Source organism: Billgrantia sp. Q4P2 (assembly GCF_052806135.1).
The window spans coordinates 1-16056 of sequence record NZ_JBRBAI010000010.1 but is presented as its reverse complement, the minus strand read 5'-3'; the positions used below and the strand labels follow the sequence as shown (position 1 = coordinate 16056).

Below are 16056 nucleotides of genomic sequence, written 5' to 3'. Positions count from 1 at the left end.
CGTCCACTGACGCTCAGCTGCGCCAGCGGTAGAGCAGATAGACGAAGAACGGTGCGCCGATACCGGCGACGAAGATGCCTGCCGGCAGGTCCCGGGGCAGGAAGGCGATTCGCCCCAGCAGGTCGGCATACAGCACGATCAGCGCGCCGACCAGTGCTGTTACCGGTACCAGGCCGGTATGGCCTCGTACCGCCAGCCGCCGCGCGATATGCGGGGCAAGCAGGCCGACGAAGCTCAGCCCGCCGGCAAACGCCACCGCTGCGCCGGCCAACGCCACGGCCAGCAGCAGCAGGGCCAGACGACTGCCCTGCAGCGCCGTGCCGAGCCCAACGACCAGCTCGTCGCCCAGCGCCAGGACATCCAGGCGTCGCGCCAGCACCAGTGCCAGGGGCAAGCCCACCAGCGCCCAGGGGACGAGCCCCGCCACTTCCCGCCACTGAGCGGCATAGAGACTTCCGGTCAGCCATACATAGGCCTGCATCGCCGTGGTATCGGTGCTCAGCACCAGCACCAGCGTGGTACCCGCACCGAGCGCAGCGGCAATGCCGATGCCGATCAGTACCAAGCGTGCCGGGGTCACGCTGCGCCCGGCCAAGGCGATGATGGCCAATGCCACCAGCAGTGCGCCGCCCAGCGCCACCAAGGGCAGCCAGGCTTCGCCCAGTGCCGCCCCGCCCAGCGCCAGGAAGCCGACCGCCGCCAGCGAGGCGCCACCGGTAATGCCGATCACATCCGGCGACGCCAGGGGGTTGCGCACCAAGCCCTGCAGCAACAATCCGGCCACGCCCAGGCAGGCACCGACGAGAATCGCCAATACGATTCGGGGCAGGCGGATCTCGTGGACGATCAGGGCGATGTCGCTGCGCCCGGGAAACAGCAGCGCCTCCAGCACCGCCCCAGGCGGCGTGGCCTGGCTGCCCAGGCTCAGCGAGGCCAGGGCACTAGCCGCGAGTAACAGGGTCAGCAGCAGCGTCACCGCCAGGGTGCGGCGCTCCAAGCGCAGGGAGAACCGCCCATCGGCAGTGCGTACGACAACGGGATGGCTCATGAGGCCAGGCTCCGGCGGCGAGCCAGATAGAGGAAGAACGGTGTGCCAAGCAGCGCCGTCATCACCCCCACCGGTACCTCCTGGGGCGGCATGAGGAAGCGGGCCAGGGTATCGGCCGCCAACAGCAGGCCGGCACCGAGCAGGACACAGCCGGGCAGCACCCAGCGATGATCGCGACCGAACAGGGCGCGCACCATGTGCGGTACGATCAGCCCGACGAAACCGATCATGCCGGCCAGCGCCACCGAACTTCCCGCCAGCACGATGACCGCCGCCCCCGCCAGCAACCTGACCCGGCCGGTACGCTGACCCAATCCCTTGACCACCTCGTCGTCCAGCACCAGCAGGTCGAGTTGGCGCACCAGCAGCAGACAGACGCCGGCGGCGACCACGAAGAATGGCAGCAGCGGCGTCATCATCTCCAGGCTGCGCCCCGCCACCGAGCCCGCCAGCCACAGCAGCAGGCTCTCGAAGCCCTCCTGATCGACGATCAGGAGCCCTTGGGCCAGCGAGACGAACAGGGCCGTGACCGCCACCCCGCCCAGCACCACCCGCACCGGAGAGAAACCACCGTCCCGCCCGCGCCCCAGCAGCGCGACCAGCAGTGCCGCCACCAGGGCGCCGAGAAAGGCCACCCAGGCCAGCGCCAAGGGCGAACGCAGGGCGAAGAGGCTGCTCGCCACCACCACGAAGCACATGGCGCCGGCGTTGATACCGAGAATGCTCGGCGCCGCCAGGGCGTTGCGTGTCAGGGTCTGCATCAGGGCGCCGGCCACCGCCAGGCTGGCGCCCACCACGGCGGCGATCAGCGCGCGAGGGAGGCGCTCGGTACGCAGGATCAGGTGCTGCACCGACCCCGGGTCGGGCGCGAGAAAGGCCTCCACCAGGGTGGTCGGCGCGATCGCGGTGGCGCCCAGCGCCAGGCTGGCAAGGCCGGCGGCAAGCGTCAGCAGCGCCCCCACCATCAATCCAAGCAGTCTCGTCGTGGGGGTGGTCAACATATCCCACCCTCCCCTTGGCGCCCGGCGTCATGCAGCTCGTAGTGATCGTAGAGTTCGTCCAGCAGCCGATGGGCGGCCAGGATGCCGGCGCCCATGTTCCATATCACCGGGTCGACGTAATAGACACGCTCCCGCTGGACCGCCTCCAGGCGCCGCCACAGTGGGTGAGCCGTCCACTCGCGATGCAGCTCGACTACCGCCGCATCGTCACTCATGAACACGAAGATGGCGTCGGCATCCAGGGCCGGCAGGGTTTCGCGGCTGACCAGCTTGATACCCCAGCCGTTGCCCTGCTGCCCTTCCGGGCGCAGAAATCCCAACTGGTCGAGGGTGTGCCGGGCAAAGCCGTCGTAGTAGAGGCGCGCGTGGTCACCACGGAAGCTCACCACCGAAACCCGCTGAGGCCAGGCATCACCCAGGTGCGCCTCGGCACGGCAGCGAAAGTCGGCCACGCGCGCCCGCCAGTCGGCAAGCAGCGCCTGGGCTTCGTCCTCACGACCGGTTGCCCCGCCCATCAGCTCGAGCATGGCCTCGAAGTCATGGGCGGTATCGGCGATCAGCGTGGGAGCGATACGCGACAGCAGCGGATAGACCCCGGCATGGCGATAGCGGGCCCCCACGATCAGCTCGGGCGCAAGCCCCGCCACCGCCTCCAGGTCCGGCTGGGTCTCCAGCCCCAGGTAGCGCACGTCCGCGGGCAGCTCGTCGCGCAGGTAGCGATACATGGGCCGCTCGAGCCACGACTCGACTACCCCGACCGGTTCGAGTCCCAGCGCCAGCGCGCTGTCCGTAGCACCCTGGTAGAGCGTCACGATGCGCTGGGGCTGGCCCTCGATGCGTGCCTCACCGAGGGCGTGTCCGACGCTGCGCGTCGCCTCGGCATGGGCCGCCAGGGTCAGACAGATCGACAGCAGCATCAAGGCGGTGAAGCGACGACAGGTGGGCAAGAAGTGCATGAGAATCATTCGTTATTCCAGAATTCGGCCCCTTTATACAGGTTCAGCCCCGACAACGCACGCGCCTTCCCGCTCCCGGCTGCCCAGCATTGCCGCGTGGAACGGGTTGGGCAGGCTCGACTTGCCCGAAGGCATGCTGCCAGGCACGCCCTGCTGTTCGAACAGCGGTCGCAGCACGCACTTCAACGGCCAACGCGACGCTTCGAACAGCACGGCGTGCAGGGTACGCCGCTGCTCGTCGTCGAACGGCAGCGCCACGATTCGCGCTTCCAGGCGAACGCGCATCTCTTGCCATAGCCGCGCTTCCGCCATGCCGAGATGAGAATAGTGACGCGTCAGACTCTCGACGATGGCCAACAGGTTGACCTGGATGCCCAGGGTCTGGAGGTAGAACAGCAGGTCCTGCGGCGTCTCGTTGTAGAGGCTGTTCGAGTAGCCCGGGCGAATGCGGTATCGAGGGTCGTCGATATCATGGCGGTCAAGCCACGGACGATGCAGGCGCACCGAGTCGTGATCGCGCAGCAGCAGCCCTTCGAGGCGACCGTCGCGGCATACCAGTACGGCGTTCTGGCCATGAATCTCCGGCATCAACCCGAGGCGGTAGAGGCGCAGCGCGATATCGAAGAAGGTGTCGCACACTTCGCCGAACAGGGCGAGCATCGCCGCCTCGCTGTCACTCCATCCGCGCTGTTGCCGCAAGGCGTCGAAGGGGTGCTCGCCGGCACGCGCCATCTGAACGCTCGATACACCCAGCGCTGCCATCGGTACCAGGCGTACCGAGGGGTCTTCCAGCAGTGAAGCCGGATACTCCCGTGCCAGCGCTCCCAGGTGGCGGGGTGGGTCGTCGAACAGCCCGCTACCCTGCGGCAGGTAGGACCACCAGCGGCGCTCGTCGCACAGGTACAGCCGTGCCTGGAGTTCCGGATCCCGTGCCTTGGCCTGCTCGAGCAGCGTCTGGCCTCGCTCGCCGTTGATCAGTTTGACCGCCGGCAGGTAGCGGGCGGCCCCCAGCGAGAAAACCGCCATCGGCAGCTTGAGGTGGAAGCGGCCCTCGTCCAGCGGCGCCAGCGAGCGCAGCGAAGAGGTTGCCGTGTAGTCGCCGACGGCCGTCGTCAGTGCCACCCCCTCCTCTGCCTCCAGCATGGCAGCGAGATGACGCGGCAAGCCGTGCTCGAACTGCCAGGGATGCACCGGTAGCGCCATATAACGGTGAGGGTCCAGGCCACGCCTTGCCATTTCCTCTTCCAGCTTGCTGCGCGCCGTGGCATCCAGCAACAGATCTGCCGGCTCCGACGCCCCGGGCGCCGCCCCACTGCCGGTCGTGAGGCAGTCTCGTCGCATGGCCAGCCAGCGCATGCGGATGGTCTGTGCAAACTCCGCCGCATGGCAACGATGGTCCGCCTCGTCGAGCCCCTCCTTGGCCTTGGCCAGCGGATGGAAGGGGCGATCGCGCAGCGCGGCACGCCGCTCGAGGGTACGCAGGCTCGCTGCCGCGGTGTGCCTCTGCGGCATGTCCAGCGGCGCCGCCTCGGCGATGGACTGGCGGGTCTGCCACAGGGTGGTGAGCAACAGCCGGCGAACGTTGGCCACCCCCGGCTGTTGGCGCTGAGCGTCGTTCAGGCAGTGCTTCACCACGAACTCGAGCAGCTCGGCCGGCGCCAGGCGCCACCAGGTGGCGAGGGTGCCATCGTCGCGGTAGCTCGCCGCGAACACGCCGGCCGTCGCGACATGGCGGTGCGGCGGCAGTATCGCGCCACGCAGCGGAATCAGCACCGCCTCCCCCGCCTCGCGCGCCGTCCACCAGCGCAGACACTGTACCCCTCGCGGCCAGGCCAGGGCGTCAGGCAGCGTATCGGACGCCGGCCAATCGACGTTCTGGTCGTCGAGAAAGCCTTCGGCCAGCAGCGTGTCGACGAGATCGCCCAGCACGCGCGCCTCGGCAAGGCGCCCTGCCTCGGCCAAATCCGCATCGGTCGGTGAAGATAACGCAGTCATCGGACAAGCTCCTTGTCGTCGTGGCAATCGTCGAGGTAGAGATGCCGGGGATGGGGGTGGCCCAGAAAGTCGTGATGGGAGATGGTCCAGCCGTAGGCACCGGCACGATGGAAGAGCACCCGATCGCCGACCCTCAGCCGTGCCACAGTCACTTCCCGGGCCAGCACGTCCTTGGGCGTGCACAGTTCGCCGGCCAGGGTCACGCGCTGGGCATTGAGTTCGGGGCGCGGGAAGGGATAGGGCCAATGGTGGCGCGGCACCACTTCGAAGGGGTGGTCGTGCTGCCAGGAAGCGGGCAGGCGGAAGTGATGGGTGCCGCCGCGCAGGATGGCAAAGTGGCGCCCATGGCTCTGCTTGAGATCGATGACTTCGGCAACGTAGTAGCCGCAGAAGGCGGCAATGTAGCGCCCCGGCTCGAACAGCAGCTCCGCCCCGGGCAGCGGGTCGGTGGCGAGCAGTGGGCGCAGCGCTTCGACGAAGGCCGCCCAGTCGAAGTCCGGGCGCTCGTCGTAGGAGACGCCAAAGCCGCCACCGGCATCGAGGCAGCGGATCTGCAGGTCGAAGCGTTCGGCCCAGGCGCGCACTCGCGCCAGGTAGGTGGCTACCAGCCGTGCATGCAGGCGGGCATCTAGATTGTTGGAGATCGAGTGCATGTGGAAGCCGTCGAGCCGCAGCCCCGGGCTGCGCCGGGCCGCCTCGATCGCCTCCTCCACCTGCGGCTCGTCGATGCCGAACTGGGTGGCCCGCCCGGCCATGGTGACGGTGGCCTCGGGCAGTGCGTCGTGCAGGTTCACCCGCAGCAGTATCGGCACCACCCTGCCGCGTCGCTCGGCAATCAGATTGAGCCGGCGCAGTTCGTGCAAACTCTCGACATGAATGCGCTTCACGCCGAGGGCGAGCGCCTCCTCGAGCTCCGCATCCTTCTTGCCGGGGCCGCCGAAGATCACCGGCGCCGATCCGCTGACTTCACGAATCCGGCGGATCTCGCCGATCGAGGCGGCTTCGAACCCCGCCACCAGGGGCGCCAGGGTTTCGACCAGGCGCCGGTCTGGGTTGGCCTTGACGGCGTAATAGAGCCGGCAGGGCTGCGGCAGCCCCGCCAGCATGGCACGAACGTGCTCGCGCAGTGCCGCCAGGTCGTAGACAAAGGCACAGACAGGTTCGCGCGTACTGCCGGGAGCCGGCTCGCCGAGTGCCGCCAGGCAACGCCTGACCGCCGACGAGGGCGGGCTCCAGGGCGCCCGGGGCAGAATCTTGGCCACGCTGGTCATGGGCTCGTCTCCTCACGATAGGGGGCCAGCTTCGCTTGCAGGGCACGAAAGGCCGTGCCGCGTTCGTCGCCCAACACAAAGGCGTGCACGCCCCGCTCGCGCCAGTAGTCGCGCCGCGCGGCACTGCGAGGGATCGCGCAGAACGGCACCTCGGCGCAGCGACAGGCCGCTTGGATACGGTCCAGCGCCTCGCGTACCTCCGGCGCCTCGGTCTGCCAGGGCAGGCCCAGCGACTGCGACAGGTCCGCCGCACCCTCGAGTACCATGTCCACCCCGGGTACCTGCAGGATGGCCTCGAGGTTCTCCACCCCTTCCAGGCTCTCGATCATCGGCACCAGCATCAGCTCGTCATTGGCCCGTTGCAGGTAGTCGACCAGGTCGTCGGCACCGAAGCGCCCCGGGCGGCCACTGTTCATGCCGCGCCGCCCCAGTGGATGGAAGAGCAGGCATTCGTTCAGCGCCTGCAGGGGTTCGGGGCCACGCACGTCAGCCAGCACGATCCCCCGGGCGCCGCCATCGAGCAGAGGCACCACGATGCCCGGGTCGGGGCGCGACACCCGCACCAACGCGGTGAGCCCGGTGAGCTCCGCGGCGCGCAGCATGTGCTCCAGGGTCTCGGGGTTCACCAGGGTGTGCTCGGTATCGAGGATGACGAAATCGAAGCCGGCCTGGCCGATCATCTCGACGGTCACCGCCGTGGGGATCGAGGCGAACAGGCCAAGCACCGTCTCGCCTCGCGCCAGCCGGCGCTTGAGTTCATTGGGCGTCAACATCGGCTCTCCTCAGGCGCCTGGCCGGTAGGGGTACAGCGGGTTGTCGCGGGTGGCGAAGCGCTTCTCGGCGTCGCCGAACAACCGACGCTTGGTCAATTCCTCGATGCTCACCGTTGGCGCGAAGAGATCGAACAATGCGAAGCGCGGCTCCAGCGCGGGGTGCGCGGTCTGGTAATCCCGGATGACTTCCGCGGTCAGCTCCCAGAAGCTGGCCTCCGGCAGGTCGTAGTGCTGCTCCAGGCACAGACAGAGCTCGGTGAGGGCTATGAAGACGAAGGCGTCGTAGGTGAAGTCGCGCACCTCGTCGGCACTTTCTGTCTGGATGTAGGAGTTGCGATTGACGGCAGCGTGGCTGGCCGGCTCCGGCACCAGGCAGGGCGCGCGTTCGGGCTCGGCCAGCAGCGCCGGGCTGTAACGTACCCCGTCGTGAAAATCCTTGAGCGCGATGCGCTCGGGCCAGCCGTTGCGATGGATCAGCAGGATGTTCTGACCGTGGGATTCCAGGCCGATACCATGGGCGTAGAGCAGGTGAATCAGCGGCGTCACCGTGACCTCGAGCAGCCGCTGGGTCCAGGCCGTCACGCCATGATGCCGCACCCAGCCGTCGAGCATCGGCACCCCCGTGGCGGCCAGTTGGGTCAGGCCGTTGAAGGCCAGCGCACGCTCGCCCGGATACAGGTAACGATGCAGGCTCTCGCGCCAGACGGCGCCCAGGGTACCGTAGGCCAGGCTGCGCTGCGGCTCGGCCAGGCGCGAGGCGTCATAGGCCACTCCCAGCACCTCACGCAGGATGACGACGCCGTACTCGCGCGCCGCTTCGTCACGGGTCACCAGGTCATGCAGCCAGTCGCTGATGCGTGCACTGTTCTCCACGGTATGGGCAGCCAGGATACGGCTGGTGGAGGTGTTGACGATGCTCAACGCGAGCTTGAGGTTGGCTCGTCGGGGCCGGCTGGTATTGGCCAGGGTGCGGATCGACTGCTGGGCCAGGTAGGCGTCGTCGCCCGTGCCCAGGTAGCAGAGACGCCCATCGGCCAGCTCGGCCTGGAAGGTGGGCAGGATGACGTGGCTCCACTGCCAGGGATGCACCGGCAGAAACACGTAGTCCTGCGGGCGCCGTGCCGCCGCGACGAGCAGGCGACGGAAGCGTGCCAGCGTCGCCTCGCCCAGTTCCTCGCGCAAGAAGGCAGCCAGGCTCATTGAAGCCGACAGCGAGACCCGGCAATGCTCACGGGCCACGGCCAGCCAGACCGGCCGGACGTCCTGGCGGAACTCGGGGCCATAGGCCGCGTTGTCGGCAAGCGTGAAACCGAGCCGGGACTTGTAGCTCGGATGATAGGGATGGCCCTCCTGCAGCCACCCTTCCCAGGCATCATGGTCCCATGCAAGGTCGGGGCTGGTCGGCATGCCGCTCAATATCCGCGACTGGGCATCCTTGAGCAGGGTCTGCTGCAGCTCTTCCAGCAGATAGGGCAGGCGCTCTGCGGGAACCACCGTAGCCATCACCTCGGCCATGAAGCCGGCCAGGGTCGCCTCCTGCCGATGGCCGTCCGCATCGCGGCGCTGAACGGGCCGCAGCGCCAGGCGCACCCGACCGAAGCTGGCCTTACGCGCACCCCAGGCGGTGTAACTCACCTCACGCCCCTGGACGTCACGCCCCGACAGCGCAAACGCGCGCAGCTCACCCGGCCCGACCGGCTCCTCGACGACTGGCAGGACCGCTTCGAACAGCAAGCCCTGGATGAACTGGCGCAGCACCCGCTGCTGCACGCGCACGTACTCCGGCGACGAGGGGAGTTGCCCGAGGTCGAAGCTCGTTTGCGGGGATCGTAGGGTCGCTTCCATGTGGTCATCCAACTCGCTTGATGGGGTTGACGATATCGACGAACAGCGGACTTGCACCCCGCTGCCGGAAGCAGCTGAGCAGATTGGCCTTGGCCGGCCAGTGGTCTGCCTGAAGCAGGTCTTCGGCGTAGGCCGCAAGGCGTGAGTCCCCCGCTTCGCGCAGTCGCTTCAGGCAGTCGCCCACCTGACGCCAGAAGTGCCTCTCGTCGACGCCAAGGTGAGTTGCCAAGGCGTTTACCACGCCTCCAAGATGATTGACGAAGAAGTAGTACTGCGTGCGCCGCCAGGCGACCTCCGGCGAGTAGAGCAGCGGGCTGTCCGCTGCGATACCAAGCGAAGGCCACGCCGGCAGGCGGGTGACCTGCTCGCGGTCCAGGCTCACGCCCTCCAGGTCGCGCACGTAGAGCGTGGAGGGCCAGCCCCGCTCCAGCCTCAGCAGACTGTTCTGCAGATGAGCCTCGAAGCTGACGCCGGTGCGCGCCAGAATCTCGAGAATCGGTACCAGCGAGACCTCCAGATAGGCCGCGAACCAGCGCTTCAGGTCCACCTCGCCGCCTGCTCCCTGGCGAATCGCCGCCACCAGCTTGGGCTCCGCCTCGCCGGGGTAGGGTTCCAGCAGCGAGGCAAGCACGCAGGCATGCTGCGCCTCGACCGGCATGGGCCGATAGATCACCGTGAAGGCCGCAGCGCGATGGCTGTCCAGCGCCGGATGCCCTGGGTCCAGGGTGCGATAGCCGGTCTCCATCACCACCTGGAAGGCGTCGCTCTCCAGCTCATCGCGAAGACGATGAATGAGCCGCGCGGCGTCCAGCGTACGGCGCGATTGCTCGAGGGTGTTCTCGCGTATCAAGTTGGTGATACGCACCTGCAGCGGCAGCTTGTAGCCTTGGCCGGTCTCCGGCACCCACACCGAACGCACCGAGGAGGTGGGATAGGCCAGCGGCCCTTGAGCGCCGAGGTCGACGAGAAGCCCCTCCTCCAGCAGCAGGCGAACATCCGGCTGACCCAGCAGGTAACCCGCCTGCCAGGGATGCATGGGCAGCAGGACATAGTCGGCGTGGCGCTCGCCGAGCCGTTGCCGGGCCGCTTCCAGCACCTCATCCGCCATTCCGTCGTCGGGTCCATCGAGCCATGCCTCCACCAGCAGGTCGCGGCGCACGGCCAGGTAGTGCAGCTGGAAGCGGGCACCGCGCTCCGGGCTGTAGTCGTCGAAGGCGCGTCGCTCCACGCCCTGGGAGCACTTGGGGAAGGGATGGAACGGGTGGCCTAGGTAGAGCGACTGTTCGGCGGCGATGAAATCCAATGCCTCCGCCGGCGCACTGCCCTGACGGTGATGGAAGGCGTCGAGATGCGCCGCCATCCGGGTAAAGCTGTTGTTGATCTTGTCGCGCATGTCCCACAGCCGCAGCTCGTGGGTATTGTCGACCGCCGGCTCACTCAGCGATTCCAGCAGCCGCTGAATGATGTCCTGCATGTCGAGAGGCACCACCCTCCCCTGATCGTCGTGCAGATAGAAGGCCGCACCATAGCGATGCTGTCCCGACAGGGAGAAATCGCGCAGCGTGCCGATCAGCTCACCTGCGGGCAACCTCACGCGAAAGGGCTCACCGACGTCGAGCAGCGATGCCACCAGGCCGGTCTCGTCATGACGCGGATCGTGGCACCCCGTCTCTCGCAGGTAGCTGTTGAGCAGCGCACGCAGGGTGGTCTCCTTGGCCTGAAGATGGCTGCCATAAGAGGGACAGCTCGCGTGTGGAGTCGGCATCGTGGCCTGGCTGGCCTCCCGCTCACTTGCGGGAAATCTGGGTAGCTCTACATGGATCATGAGCTGGCGTTACCTCATGGCGGGTGGAGGGAAGCGACAACGCCAGGGGCGTCGCCACGAGAAGCAGGGCAGCCAGGACGAGAAAGGCCTCGCCCAACGCCACCAGGGCAGCCGCTTCGGGAACGGCCCCCTCGGCGGCGAGTTGCCATGTACGCAGGTCGTGATGCAGGGCCAGGATGGCGACACCCAACGCCGAAGCGAGCCGCCGGGCCAGGTTGTTCATTGCCGAGGCCTGGGCGACACGAGCGTCCCCCACGGCGTTGAGCCCGATCGTGGTTGCCGGCAGGTAGCCGAAGCCAAGACCGACCCCGCGTGCCGCCATCAATATGCCGATCAGCCAGAGGGGCGCCTCATTGCCCAGCGCGGCGAGGCCTGCCAGCGCTACCGCCGACACCACCAGGCCGCCAGTTACCACCTGGCGCGCCCGACGGCCATCGACCAGGCGCCCGGCCCAGGGCGAGCAGATAGCCGCCATCAGCGCGGTGGGCAGGAACATCAGGCCGGTAGTCAGGGCGTCGTAGCCCTGGACACGCTGCATCCAGATCGGAATCAACAGCAGGCACCCGAAGGTAGAAACGGCCTGAGCGCAGGCGATGAGCACGCTGGCGCGGAAAGGAGAGATGGCAAACAGGCGGAGTTCGAGCAGCGGTTGCGAGGCACGTCGTTCGACCCTGACGAAGGCGACCAGCAACGCCACTCCGAGACCCAGCGGTCCCCAATGGGCGGCGTCGAGGAGATCGGCAGGCGACGCCATGCCGGCCAGGGCGACAAGCACCCCGCCCGCTCCCAGGGTCACCAGCACGAAGCCGGGCAGGTCGAAGCGACGCTCGCGGTCGCGTTCGCCCTCTTCGAGGCAAAAATGAGCGCCCGCCAAAGCCAGGACGGCGACGGGCAAGTTCATCAGGAACAGGGCCTGCCAGGAACTCACTTCCAGCAGCAGCCCACCGACGCTGGGCCCTATGGCCGGCGCGATCATCACGGCGAACCCCCAGACCCCTACCACCCGCCCCCGCCGTTCGGCAGGCCAGGCGGCAAAGATCAACGGCAGCGAGAGCGGTATCATCAGGCCGGCGGCCATGCCCTGTAGGGCTCGCGCCGCCAGCACCCAGGCCAGGCCCGTCGCCAGCGCCCCCTGCAGGGAAGCGAACAGGAACAGCCACAGCCCCAGCAGGTAGAAGCGCCGCGCGCCCCAGCGCTTGGCAAGAAATCCGGTCAGCGGCATGGTCATGCCCATCGCCACCAGGAACAGGGTCATGACCCAGCTCACCTGGATGGCGGCGGCGTCGAATACCCGCATCAACTCGGGTATCGCCAGATTCAAGGCGCTGTTGTTGAGACTGACGGTGAAGGTTCCCAGCAGCACGGTGACAAGCACTCGACGCGCGGCACTATCCCTAGATGGCATTCCTTTCTTCCCTACGCCCCATGAGTGGCATGGGGACGAACCTGGACGATGCCCCAAGGTTGTCACAGTCAATTCTTAAATACAAATAGTTATCAAAAGCATTTGGTAATTATATGTAATACGTCGCATCGGAAATGAGAAACGCTTATACTCGTCGCTGCATTCAAGCTGTGGTATCGCCGATGAACACTTCTCGTTCCCAAGCCTGCCGCCTGCTGGGCGAAGGCCTGACCGCCGGCTACGAGGATCGTCGCGTCCTCGAGAACGTTGACTTTCGCGTCGCCGAGGGCCGCCTCACGGTACTGCTGGGTCCCAACGGCAGCGGCAAGTCCACGCTGCTCAAGACCCTGGCCCGGACGCTGACGCCACAAAAAGGCCGAGTGTTGCTCGACGGCCAGGAGATACACCGCTACCGCACCCGTGAAGTCGCCCACCGCCTGGGCATCCTGCCCCAGAGCCCCACGGCGCCGGAGGGCATGACGGTACGCGAGCTGGTCGGCATGGGGCGTTTTCCCCATCAGCGCCTGTGGCGGCAATGGTCGAGGCAGGACGAAGAGACGGTAGCGGAGGCCATGGCCGTGGCGCGGGTCGCGGACCTTGCCGAGCGTCCGGTGGACGCCCTTTCCGGCGGCCAGCGCCAACGCTGCTGGATCGCCATGGTGCTGGCCCAGGACACCGATCTCATCCTGCTCGACGAGCCGACCACCTTTCTCGACCTCAAGGTCCAGGTCGATCTGCTGGAGCTGCTGGTACGGCTGGCCCACGAGCGTGGCCGGACCCTGCTGGTGGTGCTGCACGATCTCAACCTGGCCGCCGCCCATGCCGACGTGCTGGTGATGATGCGCAACGGACACATCGAACATAGCGGTCCCCCGGACAAGGTCTTTACCGCGGCAAACCTCAAGCAGGTATTCGATCTCGATGCCGAGGTGATCAGCGCACCCAGTACCGGCCGGCCGGTCTGCATCCCGGCCCTGGGTAGCGCCCCCTCTCACGTCAGGCGCAAGGAGGCGTTGTCTGCATGAGTGCCACCCAGCGTTTCTGTACCCGGGAAAGCCTTGCGCAGGGCGACCCGCTGGCGGGCAGTGCCGCCCATGCCGAGCGCAACCTGCTGCTCAGCTGGCCGCGGCCGAAATGGCAGCGCAGCCTGCGCCGGGCCAGCGACATGGGCGATGAAGTGTCGACACGGCTCGAGGCCATTGCCGATGCGGGGCGACGGGTCAACCTGATTCATCGGCGCGACCAGCCCAGTGCACGCCACTGCCTCTACCTGATGCCGGAGAATCGCCGTTTCGAAGTGACACGCGACGAACTGTCGGCTTTTCTGGCCGCGCTGGAGCGGAACGAGCCGCTCGCGCACTGGGAGGCCTCCCCGCCCGACGCGGCGCTGCTGCTGTGCTGCACCCATGGCAAGAAGGACAAGTGCTGCGCCAAGTTCGGCTATGCCACCTACAAGGCCCTGGACGCAGCAGTAGCGGAGCGTGCCCTGCCCTTCGAGGTATGGGAGAGCACCCACTTGGGTGGCTGCCGCTTGGCAGCCAGTGCCGTGGTCTTTCCCGCCCTGCGCAAGTACGGCCGCATCGGCGACGAAGACGTACTGCCGCTACTCGAAAGCGAGATGGCAGACCGCCCTTACCTGCCCTGCTACCGCGGCGATTCCCGGCTCAGCCCGGTGCAGCAGTGCGCCCAGGTCGCGGCACTGGAGTGGCTGGCCTCGCGAAGCATTCATGCTGACGTGTCGGTGGCCCAACCAAGCAATGAGCAGGAATCGAGCCAAGGATGGATAGCGATAGATTGGCGTAGCGCAAGCGACACGGGGCGACTCGCGGTGCGCTGCGAGCCCAGGATGATCCAGCGCTACGACACCTGTGCCGACCTGGCCGCGGGCCCGCCCGCAGCAAGCCAGGTATGGGTGGCAACACAGGTACAGGCCATCGAGATGGCCGCGCTGCACTCATGAACCCTGTTCGAATCGCTCATTCCCGCAATGTTTGCCAGATTCGACACTTGACCCGACCTCAGCGCCTGGCCACCCGACTCGTGGCTGGCCATGTTTCCGAGCGGTCTTGCAGACCAAACGCAATCGCCGCAGCCCGAGGGCCGCGGCGATTGATGAAGCGTGGTGACGCTGGAATCAGGCAGTCGCCTGCTGATAGCGGCGCTCCACCTCCTCCCAGTCGATCACGTTGAAGAATTCGGCGATGTAGTCCGGACGCTTGTTCTGGAACTTCAGGTAGTAGGCGTGCTCCCACACGTCCAGGCCCAGCACCGGGGTGTTGCCGTTGGAGATGGGGCTGTCCTGGTTGAGGCTGTTCTCCACCACCAGCTTCTTCTCCGGGGTCACGCTGAGCCAGGCCCAGCCGCTGCCGAATCGGCCCAAGGCCGCCTTGGTGAAAGCATCCTTGAAGGCCTCGAAGCCACCCAGCTCGCTATCGATGGCTTCAGCCACCTTGCCCTTGGGCTGGCCACCCCCGTTGGGTGACATCATCTGCCAGAACATGGTGTGGTTGGAGTGCCCACCGCCATTGTTGATCACCGCCTGGCGCTTGTCCGCCGGCACGCGATCGAGATTGGCGAGCAGCTCGTCGACCGGCATGTCCTCCAAACCCGTGCCTTCCAGGGCGGCATTCAGGTTGTTGACGTAGGTCTGATGGTGACGCGAGTGGTGAATCTCCATGGTCATGGCATCGATGTGCGGCTCGAGCGCATCGTAGGCGTACGGCAGGTCAGGGAGGGTATGTGCCATGTTGGTCATCTCCTTTGGTGGCTGTGGTTGTGCTGCAAACAAATGAAGTGCGGTCGCCGACCGGCGATTTCAACCGTCCCGAGACTCCTTTTTCTCAAGGTACGAACACACTACACCAGACAGTGTGCCTCCGCCCAGAACGGAGCGGCCACTCAGCAAGAAGCCGGCTCCTTGCGGAGCCGGCTTCGTTCAGCGACCCGGACGAGGGGTCACAGCTTGCTTTCCAACTCCGGCAGGATCTCGAACAGATCGCCGACGAGACCATAGTCGGCGACCTGGAAGATCGGCGCCTCCTCGTCCTTGTTGATCGCCACGATCACCTTGGAGTCCTTCATGCCGGCCAGGTGCTGGATCGCCCCGCTGATGCCCACGGCGATGTAGAGCTCCGGTGCGACGATCTTGCCGGTCTGCCCCACCTGCATGTCGTTGGGTACGAAGCCGGCGTCCACCGCCGCGCGCGAGGCGCCGATGGCCGCGCCCAGCTTGTCGGCGATGCCGTCGAGCAGCTTGAAGTTCTCGCCGCTGCCCATGCCGCGCCCGCCGGAGATGACCACCTTGGCCGCGGCCAGCTCGGGGCGGTCGCTCTGGGCCAGCTCCTGCTTGATGAAGGTGGACTGGGTGTTGTCGACGACCGTATCGACGCTCTCGATGGCAGCGTTACCGCTCTCGCCCACCGCATCGAAGCCGGTGCTGCGCACGGTGATCACCTTGAGGCTGTCGGCGCTCTTCACCGTGGCGATGGCGTTGCCGGCGTAGATGGGGCGCTTGAAGGTGTCGGCGTCGACCACCTCGACGATCTCGGAGATCTGGCTGACGTCCTTCAGCGCGGCGACGCGCGGCAGCACGTTCTTGCCGGTAGTGGAAGCGGCGGCGAGGATATAGGAATAGCCGCCGGCGAGCTCGACCAGCAGAGCAGACAGGGGTTCGGCCAGCTGGTGGGCGTAGACGGCATGGTCGGCCACGCGGACCTTGCTCACGCCGTCGAGCTTGGCCGCGGCGTCGGCCACGGCGCCGACGTTTTCCCCGGCGACCAGGATGTCGATGTCGCCGCCGATGGTCTCTTTCACTTTCTGGGCCGCGGCGACCACGTGGGCGGTGGCGCCGGCGAGCTGGCCATCATGATGTTCGGCTAAAACCAGGATGCTCATGAAATCGGCTCCCTTCAAAGCACTTTGGCTTCGTTCTTGAGTT

General features: G+C 66.9%; 13 protein-coding genes. 2 read left to right on the top strand and 11 right to left on the bottom strand.

What is annotated here, in order from left to right:
• Window positions 1–13: 13 nt before the first annotated feature.
• Genes ACUY1T_RS16615 through ACUY1T_RS16575 form a run of 9 tightly spaced genes read right to left on the bottom strand, consistent with a single transcriptional unit; the run spans window position 14 to window position 12119 of the window.
• Window positions 14–1048 (bottom strand): FecCD family ABC transporter permease, encoded by a 1035-nt coding sequence (locus ACUY1T_RS16615; RefSeq protein ID WP_446024689.1) that lies wholly within the window; start codon window positions 1046–1048, stop codon window positions 14–16.
• On the bottom strand, window positions 1045–2049 hold the full coding sequence (locus tag ACUY1T_RS16610) for a FecCD family ABC transporter permease (RefSeq protein ID WP_446024688.1): 1005 nt from the start codon (window positions 2047–2049) through the stop codon (window positions 1045–1047). Before ACUY1T_RS16610 ends, ACUY1T_RS16615 begins: the two co-directional genes overlap by 4 nt.
• Entirely contained in the window at window positions 2043–3014 is a 972-nt protein-coding gene (locus tag ACUY1T_RS16605; RefSeq protein WP_446024687.1) for an ABC transporter substrate-binding protein, read from the bottom strand. Before ACUY1T_RS16605 ends, ACUY1T_RS16610 begins: the two co-directional genes overlap by 7 nt.
• Before the next feature lie 24 nt (window positions 3015–3038).
• Complete coding sequence (locus tag ACUY1T_RS16600) at window positions 3039–5000, bottom strand: IucA/IucC family protein (RefSeq protein WP_446024686.1); 1962 nt, start codon at window positions 4998–5000, stop codon at window positions 3039–3041.
• Window positions 4997–6271 (bottom strand): type III PLP-dependent enzyme, encoded by a 1275-nt coding sequence (locus ACUY1T_RS16595; RefSeq protein WP_446024685.1) that lies wholly within the window; start codon window positions 6269–6271, stop codon window positions 4997–4999. Before ACUY1T_RS16595 ends, ACUY1T_RS16600 begins: the two co-directional genes overlap by 4 nt.
• The gene (locus ACUY1T_RS16590; protein WP_446024684.1) at window positions 6268–7044 is read right to left on the bottom strand and encodes an HpcH/HpaI aldolase family protein; all 777 of its coding nucleotides are present in this window, start codon (window positions 7042–7044) and stop codon (window positions 6268–6270) included. The genes ACUY1T_RS16595 and ACUY1T_RS16590 overlap by 4 nt, the downstream gene beginning before the upstream one ends.
• Before the next feature lie 9 nt (window positions 7045–7053).
• A complete protein-coding gene (locus ACUY1T_RS16585; RefSeq protein WP_446024683.1) occupies window positions 7054–8889 on the bottom strand; it encodes an IucA/IucC family protein in 1836 nt (611 codons plus the stop codon).
• Between the two features lie 4 nt (window positions 8890–8893).
• Window positions 8894–10654 (bottom strand): IucA/IucC family protein, encoded by a 1761-nt coding sequence (locus tag ACUY1T_RS16580; protein WP_446024682.1) that lies wholly within the window; start codon window positions 10652–10654, stop codon window positions 8894–8896.
• Between the two features lie 22 nt (window positions 10655–10676).
• Window positions 10677–12119 carry a DHA2 family efflux MFS transporter permease subunit gene (locus tag ACUY1T_RS16575; RefSeq protein ID WP_446024681.1) on the bottom strand — a complete coding sequence of 481 codons (1443 nt, stop codon included), beginning with the start codon at window positions 12117–12119 and terminating at the stop codon, window positions 10677–10679.
• Window positions 12120–12301: 182 nt separating this feature from the next.
• Between ACUY1T_RS16575 and ACUY1T_RS16570 the strand changes: the two genes are divergently transcribed.
• Entirely contained in the window at window positions 12302–13144 is an 843-nt protein-coding gene (locus ACUY1T_RS16570) for an ABC transporter ATP-binding protein (protein ID WP_446024680.1), read from the top strand.
• Entirely contained in the window at window positions 13141–14079 is a 939-nt protein-coding gene (locus ACUY1T_RS16565; protein WP_446024679.1) for a sucrase ferredoxin, read from the top strand. Before ACUY1T_RS16570 ends, ACUY1T_RS16565 begins: the two co-directional genes overlap by 4 nt.
• Window positions 14080–14253: 174 nt before the next feature.
• On the opposite strand, the gene ACUY1T_RS16560 is transcribed toward ACUY1T_RS16565, so the two are convergent.
• Entirely contained in the window at window positions 14254–14865 is a 612-nt protein-coding gene (locus tag ACUY1T_RS16560) for a superoxide dismutase (protein WP_234273414.1), read from the bottom strand.
• 209 nt (window positions 14866–15074) lie between these two features.
• Entirely contained in the window at window positions 15075–16013 is a 939-nt protein-coding gene (locus ACUY1T_RS16555) for an electron transfer flavoprotein subunit alpha/FixB family protein (protein ID WP_446024678.1), read from the bottom strand.
• Between the last annotated feature and the right edge of the window lie 43 nt (window positions 16014–16056).